The following is a 25,782-nucleotide window of genomic DNA, read 5'->3' as shown; positions in this document are numbered from 1 at the left end:
CTCCTAAATTGTTCTTTATAAATTTAATTATCTAGCAACTAAGAACATTACTCAATAAAAATTAATAATTATATCTATTTTTTATTGTCCTACACTATAATTTGGAGCTTCCTTAGTTATGTTTATATCATGTGGATGACTTTCTCTATATCCTGATGCTGTTTGAACAACAAATCTAGCAGTTTCATATAAAGTCTCTAAATCCTTTGAACCTAAATATCCCATTCCTGATTTTATTCCACCTATTAATTGGAATATAGTGTCTGAAACATATCCCTTATATGCTACTCTACCTTCAACACCTTCTGGTACTAACTTTTTATTTCCATCTTGGAAGTATCTATCTTTTGATCCACAAGCCATAGCGGCTAATGAACCCATTCCTCTATATACTTTATAACTTCTTCCTTGATATATTTCCATTTCTCCTGGCGCTTCTTCACAACCTGCAAATAATGATCCCATCATTGCTACAGATGCACCTGCTGCTAAAGCTTTTACTATATCTCCAGAATACTTTAATCCACCATCAGCAATTACTGGTATTCCATATTTTTTACCAACTTCTGCACAATCCATAACAGCAGTTAATTGTGGTACTCCAACACCTGCAACTACTCTTGTAGTACATATTGATCCTGGTCCTATACCTACTTTAACACAATCTGCTCCGGCTTTTATTAAATCTTCTGTTGCTTCTGCTGTAGCAACATTACCAGCTATAACTTGTAATTCTGGATGTTTATTTTTTATTTGCTTAACAGCTTCCATAACTCCTCTTGAATGACCATGAGCAGTATCCACTGTAATAACATCAACTTTAGCTTTTACTAATGCATCAACTCTATCCATCATATCCGCTGTAACTCCAACAGTAGCTCCACATAATAGTCTACCATTTAAATCTTTTGCAGCATTAGGAAATTGTTTAGCTTTATCAATATCCTTAATTGTAATTAATCCTTTTAGATTTCCTTCTCCATCAACTAAAGGTAATTTTTCTATTTTATGTTTCTTTAAAATTTCCTTTGCTTCATCAATAGAAGTATTTTCTGGAGCAGTAATTAAATTTTCTTTTGTCATAACTTCAGATATTTTTTTATTAAAATCTGTTTCAAAAGTTACATCTCTATTTGTAAGTATACCCACTAGTTTACCATTTTCCGTTATAGGTACGCCAGATATTCTATATTGACCCATTAAGTTTTCAGCATCTTGAAGTGTATTTTCTTTTGATAAAAATATTGGATCAGTTATAATTCCGTTTTCTTGTCTTTTTACTTTATCTACTTCTTTTGCTTGCTGCTCGATACTCATGTTTTTATGGATAATTCCGATTCCACCTTCTCTTGCCATAGCGATAGCCATTTTAGATTGTGTTACTGTATCCATTGCAGCACTCATTAAAGGTATATTTAAAGATATTTTTTTAGTTAATTTTGTTTTTACACTTACCTCTCTAGGTAATATTTCTGATTTATTAGGTACTAATAATACATCATCAAATGTATAAGCTGTTTTTATTATTGTAGCCATAATTATCCCCCCGATTTTTTTATTTCATCTTTTCACTTTTTTGAATCTTTTCTTGCATTTTTCCCATATTTTTATGTATAAAAAAAAACGCATTAACTCCGTAAGTGAAGTTAATACGTTAATATATTTCAAATATACTAATGTATTAATATCACTCATAGTCAGAAATTTAAGGTTTCTGGTAGATACTCCTTGCCATATCCAAGGTATATACGAGTTTTTAAATATTTTCTTTGTTTGATTAAAAATATTATAATGTATGCTATGAGCAAAGTCAATAAAATTGAAATTAAAATTGCAAAAATTGCAAATTTATTTAATTTAATCGGTTTCGCTAATTAATTGTAGATAAATCTAGCATTTCACTGTCTGCTTTTAATTTGAATTCTTTTCCATTTAATACATCATAACAATTTTGAATCGTTGTACTTAAGTCTAAATTATTAAATTCAACACCTTCTAAATATTTATTTACACTTTTATCTTCTTTTATATTAGATATGTTTTTATTTTTTTCATAATTAGAAGAGTGTGTTAAATTGTAAGATTCTACTGCCATCACAACTTTTCTACATTGATCTAATACTTTAGTTTTTTTAGCTTCATTTATATATCCAGTTACTTTAGGTAAAATAGCAGTTGCTAATATTGTTATAATAGCCATTACCGCTATAAGTTCTAATAAAGTAAACCCCTTATTCTTCTTATACTTATTATTTAAACCAAACTCGTTATTCACAATATTATCCTCCAATAATTAAAATATGATTATTTTAATTATTGCTATCTAAGTTAGTTAATATACAAATATTGTTAATATATATTTAAATAAAGCTGTTTTCTAAATAAATATTTAACTCAAACTAGCTTTTATCAACTTTTCAATCTTCAAAAGTTATATAATTTCCTAAAAAATAAAAAAGACCACCTAATCAGTAGTCTTTTTTAATATATTAATACATTCCGTCCATTCCCATTCCTGGTGCTGGCATTGCTGGTTCTTTTTGAGGAATTTCAGCAACTGCAGCTTCTGTTGTTAAGAATGTTGCTGATACTGATGCTGCATTTTGTAAAGCTGATCTTGTAACCTTAGTTGGGTCAACAATACCACTCTTTATCATATTTACATATTTTCCATATAAAGCATCGTATCCTGTTCCTACTTCACTATTTTTAACTTTTTCTATAATAACAGATCCTTCAACACCAGCATTACTAGCTATTTGTCTTAATGGCTCTTCTAATGATTTTACAATTATTTTTATACCAAGTTCTGTATCTTGAACATCAGATGTTAATTTTTCAACTTCATTTATTACATTAATATATGCAGTTCCACCACCTGGCACTATACCTTCTTCAACTGCAGCTTTTGTAGCAGCTAAAGCATCTTCTATTCTAAGCTTTCTTTCTTTTAATTCTGTTTCAGTTGCAGCACCAACTTTGATTACAGCAACTCCACCAGCAAGCTTAGCTAATCTTTCTTGTAATTTTTCTTTATCAAATTCAGAAGAAGTTTCTTCTATTTGAGCTTTTATTTGTGATATCCTATCTTTTATGTTTTCATGATTACCTTTACCATTAACAACAACAGTATTGTCTTTACCTACTTTAACACTCTCTGCTTGACCAAGCATATCAAGAGTAACTTCTTTTAAATCTCTTCCTAATTCTTCAGCAATTACTGTTCCACCTGTTAATATAGCTATATCTTGAAGCATTTCTTTCCTTCTATCACCAAAGCCCGGTGCTTTTACAGCTACACAAGTAAATGTTCCTCTTAATTTATTAACAACTAATGTTGCCACAGCTTCGCCTTCAACATCTTCAGCTATAATTAATAATTTCTTACCACATTGAACTATTTGTTCTAATATAGGTAATATTTCTTGTATATTAGCAATCTTCTTATCAGTTATTAGAATATATGGATTATCTAATATAGCTTCCATCTTTTCCGTATCTGTAGACATATAAGCTGATACATACCCTCTATCAAATTGCATACCTTCAACTACATCTAATTCTGTTCCCATAGATTTAGATTCTTCTATTGTAATAACGCCTTCATTACCTACTTTTTCCATAGCATCAGCTATTAACTTACCAATTTCTTCATCTGCTGCTGAAATAGCTGCAACTCTTGCTATATCTTCTTTTCCTTCTACTGGCTTAGAAATTTTCTTGATTTCTTCTACTGCTTTTTCAACAGCCATTCTTATACCGTTTCTAATTAGCATAGGATTAGCCCCTGCAGTAACATTCTTTAAACCTTCTCTAATAATAGCTTGAGCTAATAAAGTCGCTGTTGTTGTACCATCTCCTGCAACATCATTAGTTTTTGTTGCTACTTCTTTAACTAGTTGAGCTCCCATATTTTCGTATGGATCTTCTAATTCTATTTCTCTTGCAATAGAAACCCCATCATTAGTTATTAATGGTGAACCAAATTTCTTATCTAAAACAACGTTTCTTCCTTTTGGTCCTAATGTTACCTTAACTGTATCAGCAAGTTTATCAACTCCAACTTGCATAGATCTTCTTGCATCTTCTCCAAATTTCAACATCTTTGCCATTTATACCACTCTCCTATTCAACTATTGCTAATATATCATCTTGTTTTAATATCATATATTCTTCACTATCTAATTTTACCTCAGTGCCAGAATATTTAGAATATAAAACTTTATCTCCTACCGTAACTTCCATTTCTATTTTTGTACCATCAACAATACTTCCTGGACCTACTGCTACAACTTCTGCTTCTTGTGGTACTTCTTTAGCACTTCCAGTTAAAACTATACCGCTCTTTGTCTTTTCTTCTGCTTCTAATCTCTTGATTACTACTCTATTTCCAAGTGGTTTTATTCTCATAATAAGTCCCTCCTATATTTTAAATATTAAATATTTTTTAATTAACTATTAGCACTCGATAGCATCGAGTGCTAATATAATTATTATAATATCCTTTATCACCATATAATTCAAATATTTTTTATAATATTATATAGCTTTATAGGTTTAAAAATCGCGATTATATCTATATTGCTCCTATTTACTTATATTTTCTCTTATTTTATTTTTTAATTTTAATAATATATTTTTATATATTATTTCCATTTATGTATTTTATTATTTAATTTTTATTTCTATAATAAAACTAGCCACTAATTAGTTTTTACTTCCAATAATTAATATATACATTAATATTTAACTTATCATTAACGTAAGCTAATTTAGGATATTAAATATAGCAATTACTTTATTTAATATCCTAATTTTATTATTACATTATTTCTTCTAAATCTTCTAATAGTTCTTTTCTATCCTTGGCGGCTTTTTTAAAATCATATTCTTTACTTAACTTATATGAAGTAAAATCTTTTTCTATATTAGGATAATTAACACCTGGTATTGTTGAAAATCCCATTGAAAAATCTTTAAGAGATATTCCTGCTTCTTTAGTTACACAGTAATTCATAAATGCTTCAGAAGCTTTCTTGTTCTTTCCATCCTTTATTTTGGCTATAGGACATATTGTCCACCCTGTATTTTCTGGAACAATAGATTCTATATTAAATCCTGAATTTCTAACTATAAGTTGTTGATTTATAAAATTTACTGTTATCAAATACTCTCCCATTCCAACTTTTTTAGCTGGAGTAAATCCACTATCAGTAAATTGCCCTACATTATTTTTTAACTTCTTAAAAAATTCCAATGCCTCATCTTTTCCCATAGTTTGTACTAGATAAGATAAAAAAGTATATCCAGTTCCTGATGTTCTTGGATCTGCAAGAACTATCTCACCTTTAAATTTAGGATTTATTAGTTCTTCTATTGTTTTAGGTTTTTCCATATCTTTGAATTCTTTATCCCATCTATCTTCATTTATAGCTATTGATAAAGCCTCCACATATAGTCCTATCCAATACCCATCACTATCCATATATTCTACAGGGATTTCACTTGAACTATTTATAGTATATTTCTCTAAGCAATCATTCATTTTTAATAGTTCAACGGCATCAGCTGTCCCCCCTAAAAATATATCTGCTTCTCCTAAAGTTTCTTGACTATTAATCTTATCAGCTAGTTCTTCTGTTGGATATCTTAAAAATGTATAATTACACCCTGTTTTTTCTTTAAACCCATCAAGCAAAACTTTAGCTTCATCCTCATTAAATGCAACATAAACTACTAAATTCTCATTTTTAAGATTTGGTATTTCTTTACTACTAGACATATTGCTAGAACACCCATTAAGAATACAAATCATAAGTAAAATAAATATTAATAAAATACCCCTTCTTTTATTTAACATATTTTTACCTCCAATAAATATTACTGATTAAATAAATTGTCACATATATTATTTAAATCTCCCTCCATATAGAAAGAATTTACTATTTCATCACCATAATCTCTAACGATTACATAATCATTATCATAAATATCAAGACTTATTACATCATAACTATTTATATCATCTTCTATTTTATTATCATAAAATTCCTCTGATTCTTCTCTATAAATTCTTATGTGATAGTTCAGAGCACCTTTATTAGCTACAGCCCATTCTAATTTTTTATTATCTGTAATTCTTTTTAAATCCATTACCTCATCTTTTATTAAAATTTTATCATTACTACCACATTTTTTAGTATTATTATAAATATCAACAATAGTTATTTTATTTTTATCATTTATAAGTTCTGACAATACTGATGGTGTACAGAAAATATCATTAATATAGTTTTTAATTCTATTTATATATGCGGAGCTTTCATTGCCACCATAATAAATATCATCTATTCTAAGAGTATTATTTAAATACAAAGTACCTTTTTCACCATCTAAATAATAAATGGTTCCTGTTATCTCATTAAATGAATTTTCTATTTTTGAATTATAAAAATTATTACTTTTAGGCATAGCCTCAACAATATTCCAAAATTCTTTTATTTCATCATTAGAATTTATAATTAATTTACCCCATCTCTTACTATAAAGTTCTACTTTAACAGGTATTGAATGGCTTGAATACTGCATAACTTGTTCTTTATCGTCTAAAACAATCAAATTATTATAAATGCTACTTTTTAAATATACATATATACTAGCTAATAATATAACTAGTATAACAAATAGGTTTATCACTATCTTATAGTTAAAATTTATCATAAATTTGTTTCACCCTACTCTATATCAGTTTGAAATCCCATGTTTGAAACTTAATTTTACAGTAGTTCCATTTAAGCTACTTATCTCAATTTTTCCAGATTGCTTCTCCATAAATTCTTTACATATTGCTAATCCTAGTCCACTTCCACCATATTTTTTTTGCAATGCTTTATGAGCAGTATAAAAATTCTGAAATATATTTTTTAAATCTTCTTTTGGTATGCCTTGTCCATTATCTGCAATATATATTATTACATATTTTTCATCATATTCTATATATATATCTATTTCAGTACATTCACTATATTTAATCGCATTATCTAATAGATTAAGTATAACTTGTTCTGTTTTTTCTTTATCTGCATAAACATTTTTACTAACTAAATTCATATTAAGTTTAATACCAAATTTATTCATTCTAGGGTTTAACATCATTGTAGCAGTTTCAATTACAGACTTTATATCAACATTTTCATTTTTAACTTCTACTTCATTTTTATTAAGTCTTGATAAATCAAGAAGTTGTTCAACAAGTTTTAATAATCTATTACTACTTTGTACTATGTATTTTACACATTGTTCAATATCTTTTTTTTCTTTTACCCTTAATAATAAATCTGAATATCCTAAAATTGCTGCCAATGGAGTTTTAAATTCATGAGTAACATTATCCAAGAATCTTTTTTGAGTTTCTTTTTCTTCTTTCAAATTTTCAATCATTATTTCTATATTATTAGACATTATATTAAAAGAATTTGATAAATCTTCTATCTCATCTTTACTATTTATACTAATTTTTTTAGAAAAATCTCCAAAAGATACTTTTCTTGCAATATTTTTAAGACTAACTATTGGCTTAACTATTCTATTAGAAAATGAATTACTCATCATACTAGAAAATATTATTGCTACTATAGCAAATAAAATCATACTAAAAATAGTATTAGTTATAATTGTATTTTCATTGTCAAGATCATATACATATCTTATACAACCTATAGTACCATCTGAATAATAAATTGGGCTTGAAAATAATATATAAGACGATTCTTCAATTCTTCTTATAATATACGATTTATTGCCTTTTAATGCCGTTACTACATCATCATCTTTGCTTATATTAGGATAATTATCTGAATCTCCAATTAAAGATGAATTATTATAAATTTGAACTCTGAATTTACAATTATTAGATAAATATGTTGCTATAAAAGGGCTCATTTCATTTAAAACGTTTTCTACATGAAAATCATCTTCTGTTTCCAAATATTTAATAACAAATGATTGACTTGTATAACTTTCTTTCTTTAGCATATCTATTGAACTATTTATTACTCTACTATATAGTGTATAAATTGTTACTACATATATACTTAATATAGCTATTATTAGAATAAATATATTCATCATTACTATTTTTCCCTTAATACCCAAATTCATATATTATACCTCTAACCTATATCCTACTCCATATATTGTCTTTATAACGTCTTCATTTCCTGCTAACTTTTGTCTAATTCTCTTTATATGAATATCTACAGCTCTAGTATTTCCTACAAAACTATATCCCCATATCTTGTCCAACAGTTCTTCTCTTGTAAAAACTTTAAATGGATTTTGTATCATTAATAAAATTATTTCAAATTCTATATGTGTAAATATAACTTCTTTTTCTTCAATGAATACCCTTCTTTCTGGAACAATTATTTTTATAAATCCTTTTTCTATAATATCATCTGTCTTATTTTTGACTTCATTTTTTCCAATAGCTTTAGCTTTATTTATCCTTCTAGATATAGCTCTGATTCTCAATATAAGTTCCCTACTATCAAATGGCTTTGTTATATAATCATCAGCTCCAAGCTGAAGACCTAATAATTTATTGTTTAATTGATCTCTTGCACTAAGTATAATAATTGGAACTTCACTATTTATACCTTGAAATTCATGTATAACTTCAAACCCATCTTTGTCAGGAAGCATTAGATCTAATACAATTAAATCAGGAGATTCGCTTTTAAATAGGTTTATGGCTTCTATTCCGCATTCTGCAGTTATTACTTCATAATTTTCAAATATAAGATTCATTTTTATTAAATTCAATATTGATTCTTCATCATCAACCAACAAAATTTTCATAAATCTACCCCCTAAACATACCTATAATTTATATAATACACCTTTTAATAATTATATAGTAAACTTTTTTTACTTAATAAGCACTTTTTAGTATTTTAGTTTAAAAACCATATAATTTCATTTTTTACCCGCATATAATTATTAATTCATTTGCAAAAAAAGAAGTCCTAAAAGGGCTTCTTTTTTTGCAATTTAAAATTATCTTTCTAAATCTATATCCTTGTAGTCATCTAACTTAGAATTTTCCAATACATTTTTCATACTAGCTTGCTGATTTACTTTATTAAATGATGCTTTTGCTTTCATTGGTGATAGTATTTTTCCTGATCCATTAATACATCCACCCTCGCACATCATTCCTTCTATAAAGTTTCCAGATAATCTACCCATTTTAGCCATCATCATAGTTTTCTTTATCTCAGCTCCACCTGAAGCTTTAACTGGTTTAAACTCGCACTCTATACCCTTATCTTTTATATAATTTTCAATAGCAGCAGTTAAGCCACCACCAGCTCCGAATCCTCGACCAAAGATTGAAGCTTCATCTACAACAATATCATAAAAATTAGCTGGATCTATATTGAATCCTTCAAATAATGCTAATAATTCTTCAAACGTTAATACATAGTCAACAGCATCTTTTATCGAATCTCTTAAAATTTCAGATTTCTTAGCAGTACATGGTCCAATAAACACAACTTTTGCATCTTTATCGTTAGCTTTTATAAATCTTCCTGCTGCAACCATTGGAGAAACTGTTCCAGATATTCTATCTACTTGATCTGGCATCATTTTTTCTATATAACTTAAAAATCCCGGACAACATGAATTAGTCATGTATGGATCGCCATTTTCCATTCTTTCGACAAATTCATTACTTTCATGTACAGTTACTGCATCAGCACCACATGCTGCTTCTACCATATCTGTAAATCCTAATTTCTTTATTGCATTTTTAACTTGTCCATAACCAGTCTTAGGGCCTAACTGTCCTGTTATTGCTGGGGCCACAACAGCATAAATATTAGAATTGTTAGTTAATTCTTTAACAATTTTAACTAAAAGACTTCTATCTTCTAATGCTCCGAAAGGACATGCAGCCATGCAAGCACCACAGTTAACGCATTTTTCTTGTTTTATCATAGCTCTTTTGTCGCTATTAATATCTAATGCTCCAGTTGGACAAGATCTTTTACAAGGTCTCATATCCTCTGCAATAGCATCATAAGGACATGCTTTTTTACACATTCCGCATTCTTTACATTTATCAGGATCTATATACGCCTTACCTTCTACATAAGTAATAGCCCCAAAATTACAAACACTTTGACATTTATGTGCTATACAATTTCTACATGCATCAGTTACTTCAAATTTCTTAGTTGGACACATATCGCATGCATTCTTTATAACATATAATATTTGTTTTTCATCTTCTATGTTTACTAATTCATCTGTACCTTTTCCATTTGGAATAAATCCAGATGCTAATTTTAATCTTTCTAATAATACTTCTCTTTCATGTACTACACTTTCTCTGTATTTAGGTTCATCCCCTGGTAACATTTCATAAGGTATTTTATCTAAATTTTCTTTATTAATATTATCTTCTTTAGCTAACCTTACAATATTACTTAATACATCATGTTTTAACTTTATAAGTTGATTTTCAAATTTGAACATATTACGCACACACTCTCCCAACAAATTATTATATTAATGTAATGATACGGTAATTATACCATAATAATAATTAGATAGATGTCATAATCATATTATTCAAATTTTTCTGAATTTGCCATAAAATTTACTAAATACAACTTTTTTTTGTAAATATTTATAAGTTTTTATACTTTTATATTATTTTCTCTTGCATAATAAAATAAATATTGTTGTGCAAATCCTGATAATTTTCCAAATTTATTTCTTGCAAATACTCTAATTTTATTTAATGAGCCTTCTTCTGCATTATAAAAATGCATCATTGCACGTTTAACCCATACATCTACTGGGAACGCAGATGTTTTTCCCATTGAAAACAACATTATGCAATCAGCCACCTTTGCACCAACACCTTTAAATTCTTGAAGGGCTACATGACAGTCGTCATCACTCAAACTTTTTATATAATTTAAATTATATTTCTTTAATGAATCTTTTTCATCATCTGATAAATTTACTTCATTATTAATAGACTTATATACATTTTCAATGGTATCTAATAAATACTTGCTTCTAAAAGATGCTCCTGTTTCTTTTATTTCATCTAATGTAGCATCCTTTATTTGTTCTATTGTAGGAAATGCATAATATACTTTTCCTTTGTATTCAATTTTATTTCCCCATTTTTCTGATATTCTATTTACTGTCTTTCTTATAGATGGGATACTATTTCTAGCTGAAATTATAAAACTAATAAGCATTTCAAATGGATCTTGATTTAAAACTCTAACTCCACTTCCAAATTCTATACTTTGTTTTAATAATTCATCTTTAGACAATTCTTCTTTTATAAGAGAATAATCTCTTTCTAAATCCAAATAATTTAACCATATTTTTTGAAATTCTTTTTCATTTGTATTATATATGAATACGTCATTATTTCTTTGAATTAATTCTATTAATTTACCGAATGCAATAACTATAAAATTATTCTCTTCAATTTCTTCAAATCTAAAAACTTGACCACATTCAAAAATATGTTTTAGCTTAAAATTTTTAACCTCTCTTATAATTACACCATTTTCACTAGTCTCTATACTTTTATAATCCATTAATTAAAATTCTCCTCTCTATTTTTTATAATATAATAAAAATTTTATCTAGAAGAAATAACTCTTTTATAATATAAATAAATTTTCACATTAATATTTATTAGAATCTAATTTAGAATTATCATCTCTCTTTACAATACTTTCAAGAATATCAGCTGCAGTTTCAACTATAACTATACAAGTTCCTTCTTTTTTAGACTTTCTATATTCTTTCCTTAATTCAATACAATTATTACTTCCAAGTTTATATTTAAATTTACTTATAAATTCTGTAGTCATTTTTTTAACAATTGGACTCTTATGTCCACTTATATCTGTAAACATTATTCCAATTACAGCTATAGCTCCAGAAATAACCCCACACACATCCCCTATAGCCATTCCACCACCAAAAGCAGCCATTGTCTTTAATGCATCTTTAGATAAGTTTAAATCATATTCTTCATTTGAAGCATATATTAAGCACTCTGCACAATTTAAATCATATTTATCATCCCAATATTTTATTGCTGTTTCTTTTAACATATGAAACTCTCCTTATAGAAAATAATTCTTTCTTAATATATTATATCACTCTACCGTGATCTTAAAAATATTATAAAGCAAAAAAATCCATATTAAAACAAAATTTTAATAATAAATAAAACAAAAAAAGACCCAAGCATAATGCTTGAGTCCAAAAATGTAATATTATCTTGAATAGTCGTAGAAACCTTTTCCAGTCTTTCTTCCTAACCATCCAGCTCTTACGTATTTTCTTAATAAGCTATGAGCTCTGTATTTAGTATCTCCTGTTTCATTATATAAAACATCCATGATAGCTAAACATACGTCTAATCCTATAAGATCTCCTAATGCTAAAGGTCCCATTGGATGATTTGCACCATATTTCATAGCTGTATCTATATCTTCAACTGAAGCGATACCTTCTGCTAATATTCCAATACCTTCGTTGATCATTGGAATTAATATTCTGTTTACAACAAATCCTGGAGCTTCTGCAACTTCTACTGGATTCTTTTCGATAGCTACTGTTAATTCTTTTATAGCATCGAAAGTTTCTTGTGAAGTAGCCATTCCTCTAATGATTTCAACAAGCTTCATTACTGGAGCTGGGTTAAAGAAATGCATTCCAATAACTTTATCAGCTCTCTTAGTTGCTGAAGCAACTTCAGTGATTGATAAAGAAGAAGTGTTAGATGCTAAAATAGTTTCTGGTTTACAGATTTCATCTAATTCAGCAAATATTTCTCTCTTTATTTTCATGTTTTCAATAGCAGCTTCTACTACTAAATCGCAGTCAGCAGCTAATTTCATATCAGTAGTTCCTGAAATTCTTGAAAGGATTTCTTCTTTAACTTCTTCAGTCATTCTTCCTTTAGCAACTTGCTTAGTTAAACCTTTGTTGATTCCAGCTATTCCTCTTTCAACAAATTCATCTTTTATATCTCTTACGATTACTTCATAACCATGTTGTGCGAATGCTTGAACTATTCCAGCACCCATTGTTCCAGCACCAAGTACAAAAACCTTTTTCATTGATAAATCCCCCTTAAATGTTTTATAATATCCTTCATTAAAAGAAATATCTTTTAATGAAGGATTTAAAATCTATAATAATTTTACACTATAATATTTTAATTATTCAGCACTCTTTACAGCTTTAGCTTGAGCTATTAATTCTGGTAAAACATTCTTAACATCTCCAACTATAGCGTAATCTGCAACTTGCATTATTGGTGCAGTTTCATCTTTATTGATAGCTATAATCATATCTGATTCTTGCATACCAGCAACGTGTTGAATTGCTCCTGAAATACCACAAGCAATGTAGATTGATGGTCTTACAGTCTTACCAGTTTGTCCAACTTGGTAATCTCTTTCTAACCAACCATTATCAACAGCAGCTCTTGATCCAGCTACAGTTCCATCTAAAACTTCTGCTAATTCTTGTAATAAAGTAAAGTTTTCTTTTGAACCTATTCCTCTACCACCAGCAACAAGTATTTTAGCTTCTGATATATCTACAACATCTTTATGTGCTTTAATGATTTCTACAACTTTAGTTCTAACATCACTATCAGCAAGTTTAACTTCTACTTTTTCTACAGTACATTTGCTTCCATCAGTATTTACTTTACCAAAAACTCCTGGTCTTACTGTAGCCATTTGTGGTCTATGTTCTGGACAAGCGATTGTAGCCATTAAGTTACCACCGAATGCTGGTCTAGTAGCTAATAAAGCTCCATCTTCAACTTCAACGTCTAATGATGTACAGTCAGCAGTTAATCCAGTTGATAATCTAGCTGCAACTCTAGGACCTAAATCTCTTCCGATGAAAGTAGCTCCTATAAATAATATTCCTGGTTTTCTTTCATTTGCTAAATCGCAAATAACTTTTGTGTAAGCATCAGTAGTGTAGTGTTCTAAGTTTTTGTCATCTGCAACTAAAACTTCATCTGCACCATGTTCTGCTAATGTTTTAGATAAGTTTTCAATATTATTACCTAATAATAATGCTGTTAACTTAACTCCTAGCTTATCAGCAATTTTTCTACCTTCGCCAAGTAATTCTAAAGATACTTTTTGTAATTCGCCTTCTCTTTGTTCTGCAAAGACCCAAACGCCTCTGTAATCTGCTATATTCATAATAAATTACCCTCCTATTATCCTAGATGTAGTGTTTTTCTTGTAATTTGCCTAAAACGTAAGTTACTGCTTCTTTAGCTGGCTTGTTAACAACTTCGCCTGCTCCCTTAACTTCTTTAGTCATTGACTTTTTAACCTTTGTAGGTGAACCCTTAAGTCCTAATTCAGCCTTATCTACATCTATATCGTCTGCACTCATAACTTTGATTTCATCATCGTTAGTTGAGAATATGTTTGCAACATTCATATATCTTGCTTCATTTAATTCTTCAATTGCAGTTAATAGACATGGAGTCTTTATTTCAATTTTTTCATATCCATCTTCTAATGCTCTGTTTACTAATAAAGTTCCTTCATTCTTAGCTTCAACGCCTTGAACATAAGTAACTTGAGGTATGTTTAAATGTTCAGCTATTTCTGGTCCAACTTGAGCAGTATCTCCATCGATAGCTTGTCTTCCTGCAAATACTAGATCATAATCTAATTTAGCTATAACTCCCGCTAATGCTTTTGAAGTAGCTAAAGTATCTGCTCCACCTAATGCTCTGTCTGTTAATAGGATAGCTTCGTCAGCTCCCATGCATAATGCTTCTCTTAATGTAGCCTTAGCCATTGGAAGACCCATGCTTATAACAGTTACCTTTGCACCTAAAGTTTCTTTTAATTGTAATGCACCTTCTAACGCGTGCTTATCTTCTGGATTCATAATTGATGGAACACCATCTCTTATTAATGTACCAGTTTTAGGATCAATCTTTACAGCTGTAGTATCTGGAACTTGTTTTACACAAACTACTATATTCATTATAAAAGTCCTCCCTCTATTATCTTAAAATGCTTCCTGCGATAACCATTTTTTGAACTTCTGAAGTTCCTTCATAAATTTCAGTTATCTTAGCATCTCTCATCATTCTTTCTACTGGATAATCTTTAGTGTAACCATATCCACCAAAGATTTGAACTGCTTTAGTTGTAACATCCATTGCAACTTCTGCAGCAAATAACTTAGCTCTTGCAGCATCTACTGAGTATGGTTGTCCATTTTGTTTCTTGCAAGCAGCTTTATATACTAAATGTCTTGCAGCTTCTATCTTAACGTCCATTTCAGCAATATACCATTGTAAACCTTGTTGTGCTGATAATGGTCTTCTGAATTGTTTTCTTTCTTTCATGTAGTTAACAGCTTCTTCAAAAGCACCTTCTGCGATACCTAAAGCTTGAGCAGCTATACCAATTCTTCCTCCATCAAGAGTCTTCATTGCTATACCAAATCCCTTACCTTCTTTACCGATTAGGTTTTCTTTTGGTACTATACATTCTTCCATTACAAGTTCAGTAGTAGAAGATCCTCTGATTCCCATTTTATCTTCTAATTTACCGATTGAGAATCCTGGGAAAGATTTTTCAACTATGAAAGCTGAAATTCCTTTAGTTCCTTGGCTCTTATCAGTCATAGCGAAGATTATGAAAGTTTCAGCAACTCCACCATTAGTTATGAAGATCTTTGATCCGTTTAATACGTAATGATCTCCATCTAATATAGCTGTTGTTTGTTGTCCAGCAGCATCTGTTCCAGCACCTGGTTCAGTTAAACCGAAAGCACCTATTTTCTTACCTTGACAAAGTTCTGGTAAGTATTTTGCTTTTTGGTCTGGAGTACCATGTTCGTTTATTACTGATGCGCATAATGAAGTATGAGCAGAAACTATAACTCCTGTTGTTGCACATACTTTTGATAATTCTTCAACTGTCATTATATATGAAAGAACATCTCCACCTGCTCCTCCAAATTCTTTAGCAAATGGTATACCCATCATACCTATTTTACCCATTTTTTCAACGTTTTCCATTGGGAATCTTTCAGTTTCATCCACTTCAGCAGCAATTGGTTTTACTTCGTTTTCAGCGAATTCTCTAACCATTTGTTGTACTAATTCTTGTTCTCTAGTTAATTGGAAATTCATTAAATTACCCTCCTTATTGATTACACTCTATTGATGATGAATATATATAAATCTGCAATAGATTTTTAACTTAAATTTCAATTATTTATTTTGGAAATTCTTTTCTCTTCTTTCTAAGAAAGCAGTCATACCTTCAGTTTGGTCTTCACTTGAGAAACATTTTCCAAAATCTTCAGCTTCAATTAGGACTGCTTTATCTATAGAAACTTGCATACCTCTATTGATTGCATCTTTACAAAGTTTAACAGCTATTGGAGCATTTGCTATTATTTTATTAGCCATAGCTTTTGCTTCATCCATTAAACTTTCTAATGAAACTACTTTATTAACTAATCCTATTCTATAAGCTTCTTCTGCTTTGATTATATCGCATGTATAAATCATTTCTTTAGCTTTTCCTAGTCCTACTATTCTAGATAATCTTTGAGTTCCACCAAATCCAGGTGTTATTCCAAGACCTGCTTCTGGTTGACCAAATTTTGCTTTTTCTGAAGCTATTCTTATATCACATGACATAGATAATTCACATCCGCCACCTAGAGCGAATCCTGAAATAGCTGCAATTACAGGCTTGTCTAAATTTTCTAATCTTAGGAATACTTTATTTCCCAATTCTCCAAATTCTCTACCTTGTTCCTCATTAAGATCTTTCATTTCTGATATATCTGCTCCAGCTACAAAAGACTTTTCTCCTGAGCCAGTTAAGATAACTGCATATATATTGCTATCGTTTTCCAAATTTTCTAAAACTGTGTCTAAATCTTTTAATGTTTCTGAGTTTAATGCATTTAAAGCTTTTGGTCTATTAATTGTCACAATTGCTAAATGACCTTCTTTTTCAAGAATTACATTTTTTAATTCCATCTTTATAATCCTCCCTTAAACTTATATATTTAAATTTATATTTTTTACTTAAATAAATTTGTATTTTTAGATTTTAGATATGGTAAAAATTAATTCTAAATAATTCTCAGCAATTTATTTTTAAATTAAAATTGTTATAATATTAACAATTGGATTTAAAAATAAAAGGCCTATAATAGTCTTATCATGTCAACAATTGTCACCAATTGTTATAATATTAACAATTGCTTGCAAAAAAATATGCAATCAATATCTTTCTTTTCTTAAATTATAATACTTATAAGTATTATTTGCAATAAAATATTGTATTATTAACATATTTTTTATATAACCCCTCAGATTCTCACTCTATCTTTGTTGATGCAATTGATAAATCAATGTCGATACACTTTCACTTAAATGAACATTTTCAACTTTTACATCTTTTGGAACCACCAAATCTATAGGCGCAAAATTCCAAATTCCCCTTATCCCCCCATTTACTAACTCATCACTAACCTTTTGTGCACTTTTTTTAGGAACACATATAACTCCTATATCTACTGAATCAGATTTAAGAAAACTTCCTAATTCATCAATATCTCTAATTTCAATATCTCTAATTTTTATTCCTATAAGTTTAGGATTTGCATCAAAAATAGCTGTTATCATAATTCCTAATTTATCAAATCTAGTATAATTAGCTATTGCCTGGCCTATATTACCTGCCCCAATCAAAACAGCATTGTATTCCTTATCTAATCCTAATATTGAATTAATTTGCGTATATAATTCTTTAACATTATACCCATATCCTTGTTGACCAAAATCACCAAAACAATTTAAATCTTGTCTGATTTGAGATGCTGTAAAACCTATCTTTTCTCCAAGTTCCTTTGACGATATTCTATCTACATCATTTTTCATAAGTTCATTAAGATACCTATGATATTTAGGCAATCTCTTTATAACTGCCATAGATATACTCTTATTTTTATCCATATCATTACTCCTTATTTTCATTTATATTTAATCTTTTCTCTAAAAGTTCAATTTATTACTATTTATTCTAACATATTCTGAATTTAAACTTTGAAATATTAGTAAAATATTATTTTAACATACTAATTACTAAAATGAATGTTATTTTAATAACTTACTAAAAACACCTATAAAATACTCTTAAACACCTATAAATCATGTTGCTTTAATATGAACTATAAGTGAATATAAAAATCATCTATATTTTATCATAATATAAAATTTTATTTTTTTCTAGGTTTATCTTTAATAATTTTATTTTATAAAAATTAAAAATGTTTACATAGAAATATTAAATTAAAATTCAAAAAATTTAAGAGCAGTATAATAAAACTGCTCTTATTATTATTTTATTATTTATAATAAAATATAACTCTTTTTTAATTTAATTAATTCTTTAAGCTTCTCATAGAATTTAATATAGCAATTAAAGTTACCCCTACATCAGCGAATACTGCTTCCCACATATTTGCAATTCCTAAAGCACCTAATACTAATACAAATATCTTTACTCCAAGAGCAAAAATTATATTTTGCCATAATATTGCATTAGTCTTCTTAGCTATCTTTATAGCATCAACTAATGCTAAAGGATTATCTTTCATTAGAACAACATCAGCTGCTTCTATTGCCACATCAGATCCTATTCCACCCATAGCTATTCCTATATCTGCTCTTGCAAGGACTGGTGCATCATTTATTCCATCACCAACAAACATTACTTTACCTTTTGAAGTACTATTAGATATTAATTTTTCAATTTCTAATACTTTATCGTTTGGTAAAAGCTCACTTTTTACTTCATCTACACCTACATTTTTTGCAATACTATTTGCTACAACTTTATTATCGCCAGTAAGCATTACTGTTTTCTTTATTCCAATCATTTTTAATTTCTTAATTGCTTCAATTGAATCTTCTTTTATTTCATCTGCTATTACTATATTCCCACTATATTTATTATTTATCACAACATATACTACAGTTCCTGGTTTTTCTACTTTTTCTATACTAATTTGATTATCCTCAAGTAACTTATAATTGCCTAATATAACATTTTTCCCTTCAATTATAGCTTTTACTCCATGCCCTGATAATTCTTGATAATTTTCTACATGTTTTTTTTCTAAAGTTCCATTAAATTCTCTTACGATAGATTGAGCAATTGGATGATTTGAAAAACTTTCACCTAAAGCTACAACTCTTAAAAAATCTTCTTTTTTCATATCTATAGAATTGATTTCTGTAACTTTAAATACTCCTTTTGTTAAAGTTCCTGTTTTATCAAATACAATAGTATCAACATTTTTTAGAACTTCAATATAATTTCCGCCCTTTATTAAGATACCCTTTTTAGATGCTCCTCCAATTCCTGCAAAAAGTCCTAATGGAACAGAAATAACTAATGCGCATGGACATGATATTACTAAAAAGATTAAGGCTCTATATATCCAATCTGAAAATACTTCGCTAGGAATTATAATTGGAGGGATTATTGCAACCACTATGGCTAAAAATACTACTATTGGAGTATATAGCCTTGAAAATTTAGTAATAAACTTCTCTGTCTTAGCTTTTTTACTGCTTGAATTTTCTACTAAATTTAATATTTTAGATACTGTTGATTCACTAAAAACTTTAGTTGCTTTTAATTTTATAACTGAACTTAAGTTTATACTTCCTGATAATAATTCATCACCTATATTTATTTCCCTAGGAAGTGATTCCCCTGTTAATGCTGATGTATCTATACTTCCTTTTCCGTCTATTACTATACCATCAAGAGGTATCCTTTCTCCAGGTTTTATAACTATTAAATCATCAATTTCAACTTCCTCTGGAGATACTCTTTTCTCTCCATATTCAGTAATTATATTTGCATACTCTGGACGTATATTCATAAGTGATGTTATAGATTTTCTTGATTTATTAACTGCATATCCTTGAAATAATTCTCCTATTTTATAAAACATCATAACTCCAACAGCTTCTGGATACTCTCCAATTGCTAAAGCTCCTACTGTTGCTATAGTCATCAAAAAGTTTTCATCAAAAATTTCACCGCCTAAAATATTATTAAATGCAGTTTTTAATACATCACCACCAATTAAAATATAGCTCAGAATAAATATAGATATATTTAAATAACTATTTTCTTTAAATAAAACAGCTATTATATATAAAATTAATCCTATTATAAATATTTGATTTTCATAAAAAAACTTCTTTTTATCAAACAGTTTCATTTTGTTCTTTGCTTCATTATTCTCTGATATATTTTCTATATGGTTATGCTCATTATCATGAGAATGTGAGTTATGTGCTTTATGATTATGAGCTGAACAATTATCCTGACCACAGCAAGATTTATTACATTTGTTATCATGATTTATTTCCCCTGTATTTAAGTTATCAGTAAAATTATTTTTTTCATTAATTACAATTACATCTGGTTCTAACTTATTAACTATATCTTTAATCAAATTAAAAACTTTGTCTTTATCCTTATTTTCGTGTAATTTAACAGTTAATTTTCCTAATGAAAAATTCATATTAGCTTCATAAACATCTTCTATATCATTAACTTTTCTTTCAATTTTATTTGCACAATTAGCACAGTCTAAACCTTTAAGTGAAAGTTTAATTTCATCTTCCATAATTAATTTACGCCCCCTTATTCAGTAATATGTTTAAACCCTTCATCAAATATATGTTTTATATGTTCATCATCTAATGAATAATAAATTACTTTTCCTTCCCTTCTAAATTTAACTAATCTAGCTGATTTTAATGTTCTTAATTGATGCGATATAGCTGATTGAGTCATACCTAAAAGAGCTGCCATATCACAAACACATAATTCTGATTCAAATAATGCACATATTATTTTAATCCTTGTAGAATCTCCAAACACTTTAAATAACTCAGCTAAATCATATAATGTTTCTTCTTGTGGTAATGAATCTTTTACCCTCATTACTGTATCTTCATGTATAATATTGCATTTGCAATTTTCTACAAAATTATTTTCATTATTCATAATCATTTCCTCCGTTTATCTGTTCATATGTTTATCTATTCATATGTTTTTTTATATTATATTCCTATACTTCCATTTATGCAACTAAAAAAAGAAACTTATAAAAATAAGTTTCTTAAAAATTCAATTATACTACCTTTGATAAACTGCACTTATTTAAAAAGACTCTATTTAAAACCATATTTACTATGCTGTCACAAGCATAATAAGCATATGTTAAATCATTTTTAAAATCTAAAGATCCTTCATACTTATTTTGTAAATCATAAATAAATTCTTTAATGTTATTTACATCTATACTAGAAGTTATAATTCCATTTGAATTATATTCCTTGGCAATTTTAGCTAAATCCTTTTCATACATAACATGATTTTTAATTTGACTTGTATTCTTAAATTCCCATCTGTAATAATGAGGAGCACAAAAATAATCACACATAAAGTGACAAATAACGCCAAGTTCTTCACTAAATTTATTAACAGACATTTTGTAATAAACATCTTGTAAAGATAAAGAACATAACTTTTCAATTTTTTTAATAATAATATCTATACTTTCAATAAAATAATGCTTTATCATTTTATATTTAAGCACACAATCTGGTTTTATATTACCCCATACAAATCTATAATCATTGATTAAATAAACACTCTTACTGTTTGTGTAATTTAAAATATTCTCTGCAATAAGTTTGTGAGTATTGATCATCAATTCTATACACACCCTCTCACTTGCTATTATTAATAAAATATTTTTTATTTTAAATAATAACTAATTCATATATTCTTATAATAGTATTATATAATATAATTTACAATGCTTTTATTAACATTTTTTCTGTTACTTTTGGAATTATAATATATTTTTTTTATAATTTTCTATTTATTCATAAATTTATTATGAAATTAAAAATAAGAGTGTTAAAAAGCATAATCATTGATTTAAAAAATCTATCCTTTTTAATACTCTTATTTTTAAATATTATAAAAATTCATTATATTTATCTTCATCACTCAATTTATTTAGTAAATGTTTTATCTCTTGATCCTTATTTTTATCCATAACCAAAATAACATCTCCTGCATCTACTATTACTAAATCTTTTATTCCAAAACCAATTATTAAATTCTCCTCTCCAAATACTGAGCAACTTTCACAGTCTTCCATATAAACATTTTTAGATATGCTATTGCTTCTATATTTACCTAAGAATCTACTTAGAGCATTAAAACTTCCTATATCATCCCAATTAAAATCGCACTTTATTACAAAAGCTTTTCTTGTTTTTTGCATAACTCCAAAATCTATTGATATTCCATCAATAATCTCATATTGTTCTTTAATTACTTGTTCTTCATTCTCTTCTCCAATATACTTATATATTTCCATTAATGATTTATACATTTTAGGAATATATTTTTCTATTTCCCTTAAGATAACATCTGCTCTAAAAACAAACATACCAGAATTCCATAAATAAGTTCCCTTTAATAAAAAGTCTTTTGCTACTTCTAGATTTGGTTTTTCTGTAAATCGAGCAATTTTATAAGTAGATATATTGCCTGTTGATCTATCTCCCATTTCTATATATCCATATCCTGTTTCTGGGCGTGTAGGCTCTATACCTAATGTTACTATACATCTTCTTCTATTTGCCATTTCTACTGCTTGTGATAGGGTGTCTAAATATTCTTTCTCACCTTGAATATAGTGATCTGATGGTAACACTACCATAATTGCATCTGCGTCTTGTTTTAAAAGTTTAATCGCAGAAAGTCCTATACATGTAGCAGTTTCTTTATTTGCAGGTTCTATAAAAATATTTTCTTCTTTTATATCTTGAACCTCTTCTTTTATTTTATCTTCATAATCTTTATTAGTTACAACATAAATATTTTCTCTATCTATTAATGGCTTTATTCTTTCTACTGTATTAACTAAAAAACTCTTTTCGTTAATAATTTTCAAAAATTGTTTTGGTTGATTATTTCTTGATAATGGATATAATCTACTTCCTTTTCCTCCAGCTAATATCAGGCCGTATATCACGCATTTTCAACTCCATGTAATGATACTAATTTAATATATGTTTAAATATTAACATTTGTGAAAAAACAATTTATTTATAAATTCATACTATAAATGGTACTAAAAAATAGCCACCTAATTTTAGATAGCTATTCTATATATACTATTAATTCATATTTAAATTAAATTTATTTATAAATTGATAAAGTTATTTTATAGTATAATAAATTCTTATTTAATTTTTTCCACAGCACTTTTTATATTTTTTCCCACTACCACACACACATGGATCATTTCTACCAATAGTTAGTTTAGGCTTAACTTCTGTAATTTTTCCACTTATTTCATTTATTGTAGCACCTTTATATTTCCAAAGTCTTATATTGCTTAAAAACTTAGCTGCTACACCTTTTGCATGATTTCTAAGTTCTAAATTGTTTGCATTTATTAATTCTAACAAACTATTTATTGTATCATCTATATCATTATCTTGAATATCAAATGATAAATCATCCATTATTTGATACACCATTTCTTTTTTAATTTCAAATATATTAGTAAATTCTTTTAAAAATGACTTTCCAAATTTACTCTTATATGTCCATTCTGAACTAAGCATATCTAATAATTCACTTTTATTTATATTATAATATTCTAAATCTTTATTATCTTTTTCTATATCTTTTAATAAATCAGACCAATTTTCTATATTATTATTTATAAAAAATCCTTTTTCTTCTCTATATTCTCTATAATAGTATTGAGCTTCTTTTATTATTTCATTTATATTATATTCATCTGAATTTTCTATATCATATCTTTGTAATAATGATGTAACATCCTTAGTATTTACAATTCCATATGCTTTGTTTAATCCTCTATATACATCTAATATTTCCTTATTTATTTTTAAGCTCTTTATATATTCAGTAGTATCTTTCTCCATTATTATATCCTGAACTATCTTTGGCATTAAAAATACTGCCTTTTCTTCTTTTGTTGATGGAAATATAATTCCTTGTTGCATAAAATATGCTGTTCTACTAAGCTCATACTCATCAATATCATCAAAGATTTTTACTCCATCATTATTAAGATAACTCTTTAGAATATTAAATCTTTCTTCTTCAAAATATATAAATTGTTTTGCAATTATTTCAGTATATTCATTAAGAACTTTTTCAATTAAAGCATCTTTATTTAATGTTGAAATCTTACTCATTCCTAAATTTTTAGCTATGTTATATACAGCTTCTTTAGATAATGATTTTAATTGCTCCGATACTTCAAAAGAATATACTCCTTTTACAAACATTTTATTCATTTTATTTTCATATTTTTCAAATAAATCATCCATCATATTATCATATAGTTCTGCTGGTTCATCAGTTTCTTTATTTTCGATAAATTCATTATTTGTATCTTTATTAGAACATTCTTTTTTAACCAAGTAACTATTCTCCTTTTTTATCTAATTTTTATCTATCAAGTATACATTTTATTATATAAATTAAATTTTATCTAAACATTATATGTAAATAATTAAAAATATCATTATTTATTTGCATATAATTATATAGTAAAAATCTATTCTTAATATAATTTTGAATAATTCAAAATATATTATTCTAATCAATAAACTTTATTAACCTATCTTTAATCTTCATAGTTTCGTTATATCCATTATTATAAATGTCTTTTAATTTATCTTTATTTCTTTCAAATCTCCCTACATTCATCTCTATTGTTGGTCTAATAACTATTGCTTCATTTTTATTCTCTAATTCTTTGCAATAGTCTAGTTGACTATTATATTTAATGTGTCTATCTCTTAGAACGCATGCTAATTTAGGGTACTTTTTCTTATATAATTTATAAGCAAATTTATTCCCCTTTGATTCATGCTTCCTATACCCTTCATTTCTTGTCAAAATTATTATATTTTTATTATTACCATCAGAAATAGATTTTTTTATTGGTATAGCATCTACTAATCCTCCATCAGCATAAAGTTGATCTTTTATATTTACAAATTTAAACAAAAGTGGAATTGAACATGTAGCTCTCAGTATTGTGTTTTTCTTTTCTAAATAATCTTTATCAAAGTACTCTACTTTTCCAGTGCTTACATTAACACTTCCCGCCAAAACTTTTCCATCAAATTTATCAAAAGCTTCATAATCAAAAGGACAATGTTCATTAGGAATTTCATCAAAAACAAAATCCATATCCATTATTGATTTGCATTTTAATAAATTATTATATCCAACGTATCTTTTATGATCTATAAACCTCTCCATTACCTCTAAATTTCTACCTCTTTGTTTAGAAACAAAAGAATATCCATTAGTAATTCCTGCTGATACACCTACTATGTATTTTACATCTAAATTTATATCTATTAAAGCATCTAAAACCCCTGCAGTAAAAAGTCCTCTAAATGCTCCCCCTTCTAAAACAAGACCTGTCATAATATTTAGTCTCCTTTATCTATAATTTCTATATCATTTTACTACCAATATAGAAATTATAAGACAAAGTTCATTTTTTTTCTATAAGCATATCTTATTATTTACTCTTGTT

General features: G+C 27.6%; 23 protein-coding genes and 1 riboswitch. All 23 genes read right to left on the bottom strand.

Annotated elements, in window-relative coordinates; genetic code table 11:
- Nucleotides 1-81 precede the first annotated feature (81 nt).
- The 23 genes from guaB to RYM86_RS04085 all read right to left on the bottom strand — a co-directional run bounded on the left by guaB (nucleotide 82) and on the right by RYM86_RS04085 (nucleotide 25,670).
- Nucleotides 82-1,536 carry an IMP dehydrogenase gene (gene guaB, locus RYM86_RS04195; protein WP_315078052.1) on the bottom strand — a complete coding sequence of 485 codons (1,455 nt, stop codon included), beginning with the start codon at nucleotides 1,534-1,536 and terminating at the stop codon, nucleotides 82-84.
- Between the two features lie 138 nt (nucleotides 1,537-1,674).
- Nucleotides 1,675-1,772, bottom strand: a riboswitch (purine riboswitch).
- Nucleotides 1,773-1,870: 98 nt separating this feature from the next.
- Complete coding sequence (locus RYM86_RS04190) at nucleotides 1,871-2,275, bottom strand: type II secretion system protein (protein WP_315078051.1); 405 nt, start codon at nucleotides 2,273-2,275, stop codon at nucleotides 1,871-1,873.
- A gap of 214 nt (nucleotides 2,276-2,489) precedes the next feature.
- On the bottom strand, nucleotides 2,490-4,112 hold the full coding sequence (gene groL / locus RYM86_RS04185; protein ID WP_315078050.1) for a chaperonin GroEL: 1,623 nt from the start codon (nucleotides 4,110-4,112) through the stop codon (nucleotides 2,490-2,492).
- 13 nt (nucleotides 4,113-4,125) lie between these two features.
- The gene (gene groES / locus RYM86_RS04180; RefSeq protein ID WP_315078049.1) at nucleotides 4,126-4,410 is read right to left on the bottom strand and encodes a co-chaperone GroES; all 285 of its coding nucleotides are present in this window, start codon (nucleotides 4,408-4,410) and stop codon (nucleotides 4,126-4,128) included.
- Nucleotides 4,411-4,822: 412 nt separating this feature from the next.
- The gene (locus RYM86_RS04175) at nucleotides 4,823-5,860 is read right to left on the bottom strand and encodes an ABC transporter substrate-binding protein (RefSeq protein WP_315078047.1); all 1,038 of its coding nucleotides are present in this window, start codon (nucleotides 5,858-5,860) and stop codon (nucleotides 4,823-4,825) included.
- Between the two features lie 20 nt (nucleotides 5,861-5,880).
- The gene (locus RYM86_RS04170) at nucleotides 5,881-6,720 is read right to left on the bottom strand and encodes a DUF3919 family protein (RefSeq protein WP_315078045.1); all 840 of its coding nucleotides are present in this window, start codon (nucleotides 6,718-6,720) and stop codon (nucleotides 5,881-5,883) included.
- 24 nt (nucleotides 6,721-6,744) lie between these two features.
- Nucleotides 6,745-8,160, bottom strand: a complete 1,416-nt coding sequence (locus tag RYM86_RS04165) for a HAMP domain-containing sensor histidine kinase (protein WP_315078043.1) — start codon at nucleotides 8,158-8,160, stop codon at nucleotides 6,745-6,747.
- Nucleotides 8,161-8,163: 3 nt separating this feature from the next.
- On the bottom strand, nucleotides 8,164-8,859 hold the full coding sequence (locus RYM86_RS04160; RefSeq protein WP_315078041.1) for a response regulator transcription factor: 696 nt from the start codon (nucleotides 8,857-8,859) through the stop codon (nucleotides 8,164-8,166).
- A gap of 198 nt (nucleotides 8,860-9,057) precedes the next feature.
- Nucleotides 9,058-10,542, bottom strand: coding sequence for a 4Fe-4S dicluster domain-containing protein (locus RYM86_RS04155; protein ID WP_315078038.1), 1,485 nt, complete (start codon nucleotides 10,540-10,542; stop codon nucleotides 9,058-9,060).
- A 164-nt stretch (nucleotides 10,543-10,706) separates the two neighbouring features.
- Nucleotides 10,707-11,633: a DNA glycosylase gene (locus RYM86_RS04150; RefSeq protein ID WP_315078036.1), complete on the bottom strand. Its 927-nt coding sequence runs from the start codon at nucleotides 11,631-11,633 to the stop codon at nucleotides 10,707-10,709.
- A 90-nt stretch (nucleotides 11,634-11,723) separates the two neighbouring features.
- On the bottom strand, nucleotides 11,724-12,158 hold the full coding sequence (locus tag RYM86_RS04145) for a C-GCAxxG-C-C family (seleno)protein (RefSeq protein ID WP_315078034.1): 435 nt from the start codon (nucleotides 12,156-12,158) through the stop codon (nucleotides 11,724-11,726).
- Nucleotides 12,159-12,323: 165 nt separating this feature from the next.
- Nucleotides 12,324-13,172, bottom strand: coding sequence for a 3-hydroxybutyryl-CoA dehydrogenase (locus RYM86_RS04140; protein WP_315078033.1), 849 nt, complete (start codon nucleotides 13,170-13,172; stop codon nucleotides 12,324-12,326).
- Between the two features lie 102 nt (nucleotides 13,173-13,274).
- Complete coding sequence (locus RYM86_RS04135) at nucleotides 13,275-14,282, bottom strand: electron transfer flavoprotein subunit alpha/FixB family protein (protein WP_315078031.1); 1,008 nt, start codon at nucleotides 14,280-14,282, stop codon at nucleotides 13,275-13,277.
- Nucleotides 14,283-14,304: 22 nt separating this feature from the next.
- Nucleotides 14,305-15,087 (bottom strand): electron transfer flavoprotein subunit beta/FixA family protein, encoded by a 783-nt coding sequence (locus RYM86_RS04130; RefSeq protein WP_315078030.1) that lies wholly within the window; start codon nucleotides 15,085-15,087, stop codon nucleotides 14,305-14,307.
- 19 nt (nucleotides 15,088-15,106) lie between these two features.
- A complete protein-coding gene (locus tag RYM86_RS04125) occupies nucleotides 15,107-16,246 on the bottom strand; it encodes an acyl-CoA dehydrogenase (RefSeq protein WP_035786238.1) in 1,140 nt (379 codons plus the stop codon).
- Between the two features lie 81 nt (nucleotides 16,247-16,327).
- Nucleotides 16,328-17,110 carry a short-chain-enoyl-CoA hydratase gene (locus RYM86_RS04120; RefSeq protein WP_315078026.1) on the bottom strand — a complete coding sequence of 261 codons (783 nt, stop codon included), beginning with the start codon at nucleotides 17,108-17,110 and terminating at the stop codon, nucleotides 16,328-16,330.
- A 348-nt stretch (nucleotides 17,111-17,458) separates the two neighbouring features.
- Entirely contained in the window at nucleotides 17,459-18,091 is a 633-nt protein-coding gene (locus RYM86_RS04115; RefSeq protein ID WP_035786237.1) for a redox-sensing transcriptional repressor Rex, read from the bottom strand.
- A 428-nt stretch (nucleotides 18,092-18,519) separates the two neighbouring features.
- Nucleotides 18,520-20,787, bottom strand: coding sequence for a heavy metal translocating P-type ATPase (locus RYM86_RS04110; RefSeq protein WP_315078019.1), 2,268 nt, complete (start codon nucleotides 20,785-20,787; stop codon nucleotides 18,520-18,522).
- 17 nt (nucleotides 20,788-20,804) lie between these two features.
- A complete protein-coding gene (locus RYM86_RS04105; protein ID WP_315078018.1) occupies nucleotides 20,805-21,170 on the bottom strand; it encodes a metalloregulator ArsR/SmtB family transcription factor in 366 nt (121 codons plus the stop codon).
- Nucleotides 21,171-21,297: 127 nt separating this feature from the next.
- Nucleotides 21,298-21,879 carry a zinc dependent phospholipase C family protein gene (locus RYM86_RS04100; protein ID WP_315078110.1) on the bottom strand — a complete coding sequence of 194 codons (582 nt, stop codon included), beginning with the start codon at nucleotides 21,877-21,879 and terminating at the stop codon, nucleotides 21,298-21,300.
- Between the two features lie 273 nt (nucleotides 21,880-22,152).
- Nucleotides 22,153-23,220, bottom strand: a complete 1,068-nt coding sequence (locus RYM86_RS04095; protein ID WP_315078016.1) for a mannose-1-phosphate guanylyltransferase — start codon at nucleotides 23,218-23,220, stop codon at nucleotides 22,153-22,155.
- A 214-nt stretch (nucleotides 23,221-23,434) separates the two neighbouring features.
- Nucleotides 23,435-24,649: an SEC-C metal-binding domain-containing protein gene (locus tag RYM86_RS04090; protein WP_315078015.1), complete on the bottom strand. Its 1,215-nt coding sequence runs from the start codon at nucleotides 24,647-24,649 to the stop codon at nucleotides 23,435-23,437.
- Nucleotides 24,650-24,827: 178 nt separating this feature from the next.
- Nucleotides 24,828-25,670: a patatin family protein gene (locus RYM86_RS04085; RefSeq protein WP_315078014.1), complete on the bottom strand. Its 843-nt coding sequence runs from the start codon at nucleotides 25,668-25,670 to the stop codon at nucleotides 24,828-24,830.
- Between the last annotated feature and the right edge of the window lie 112 nt (nucleotides 25,671-25,782).

It is taken from the genome of uncultured Clostridium sp. (assembly GCF_963527835.1).
GTDB lineage: Bacteria > Bacillota > Clostridia > Clostridiales > Clostridiaceae > Clostridium.
Note: the sequence above shows the minus strand (reverse complement) of the source record. Positions and strands in the feature narration are given on the sequence as shown.

Excerpts from the sequence above, each read along its gene's own strand:
- RYM86_RS04165 (WP_315078043.1), bottom strand. The coding sequence starts at position 8,160 with ATGAATTTGGGTATTAAGGGAAAAATAGTAATGATGAATATATTTATT.
- RYM86_RS04135 (WP_315078031.1), bottom strand. The coding sequence starts at position 14,282 with ATGAATATAGCAGATTACAGAGGCGTTTGGGTCTTTGCAGAACAAAGA.
- RYM86_RS04145 (WP_315078034.1), bottom strand. The coding sequence starts at position 12,158 with ATGTTAAAAGAAACAGCAATAAAATATTGGGATGATAAATATGATTTA.
- RYM86_RS04085 (WP_315078014.1), bottom strand. The coding sequence starts at position 25,670 with ATGACAGGTCTTGTTTTAGAAGGGGGAGCATTTAGAGGACTTTTTACT.
- RYM86_RS04115 (WP_035786237.1), bottom strand. The coding sequence starts at position 18,091 with ATGGATAAAAATAAGAGTATATCTATGGCAGTTATAAAGAGATTGCCT.
- RYM86_RS04175 (WP_315078047.1), bottom strand. The coding sequence starts at position 5,860 with ATGTTAAATAAAAGAAGGGGTATTTTATTAATATTTATTTTACTTATG.
- groL (WP_315078050.1), bottom strand. The coding sequence starts at position 4,112 with ATGGCAAAGATGTTGAAATTTGGAGAAGATGCAAGAAGATCTATGCAA.
- RYM86_RS04110 (WP_315078019.1), bottom strand. The coding sequence starts at position 20,787 with ATGGAAGATGAAATTAAACTTTCACTTAAAGGTTTAGACTGTGCTAAT.
- RYM86_RS04140 (WP_315078033.1), bottom strand. The coding sequence starts at position 13,172 with ATGAAAAAGGTTTTTGTACTTGGTGCTGGAACAATGGGTGCTGGAATA.
- RYM86_RS04125 (WP_035786238.1), bottom strand. The coding sequence starts at position 16,246 with ATGAATTTCCAATTAACTAGAGAACAAGAATTAGTACAACAAATGGTT.
- RYM86_RS04120 (WP_315078026.1), bottom strand. The coding sequence starts at position 17,110 with ATGGAATTAAAAAATGTAATTCTTGAAAAAGAAGGTCATTTAGCAATT.
- RYM86_RS04130 (WP_315078030.1), bottom strand. The coding sequence starts at position 15,087 with ATGAATATAGTAGTTTGTGTAAAACAAGTTCCAGATACTACAGCTGTA.
- RYM86_RS04100 (WP_315078110.1), bottom strand. The coding sequence starts at position 21,879 with ATGATCAATACTCACAAACTTATTGCAGAGAATATTTTAAATTACACA.
- RYM86_RS04105 (WP_315078018.1), bottom strand. The coding sequence starts at position 21,170 with ATGAATAATGAAAATAATTTTGTAGAAAATTGCAAATGCAATATTATA.
- groES (WP_315078049.1), bottom strand. The coding sequence starts at position 4,410 with ATGAGAATAAAACCACTTGGAAATAGAGTAGTAATCAAGAGATTAGAA.
- guaB (WP_315078052.1), bottom strand. The coding sequence starts at position 1,536 with ATGGCTACAATAATAAAAACAGCTTATACATTTGATGATGTATTATTA.
- RYM86_RS04170 (WP_315078045.1), bottom strand. The coding sequence starts at position 6,720 with ATGATAAATTTTAACTATAAGATAGTGATAAACCTATTTGTTATACTA.
- RYM86_RS04155 (WP_315078038.1), bottom strand. The coding sequence starts at position 10,542 with ATGTTCAAATTTGAAAATCAACTTATAAAGTTAAAACATGATGTATTA.
- RYM86_RS04160 (WP_315078041.1), bottom strand. The coding sequence starts at position 8,859 with ATGAAAATTTTGTTGGTTGATGATGAAGAATCAATATTGAATTTAATA.
- RYM86_RS04150 (WP_315078036.1), bottom strand. The coding sequence starts at position 11,633 with ATGGATTATAAAAGTATAGAGACTAGTGAAAATGGTGTAATTATAAGA.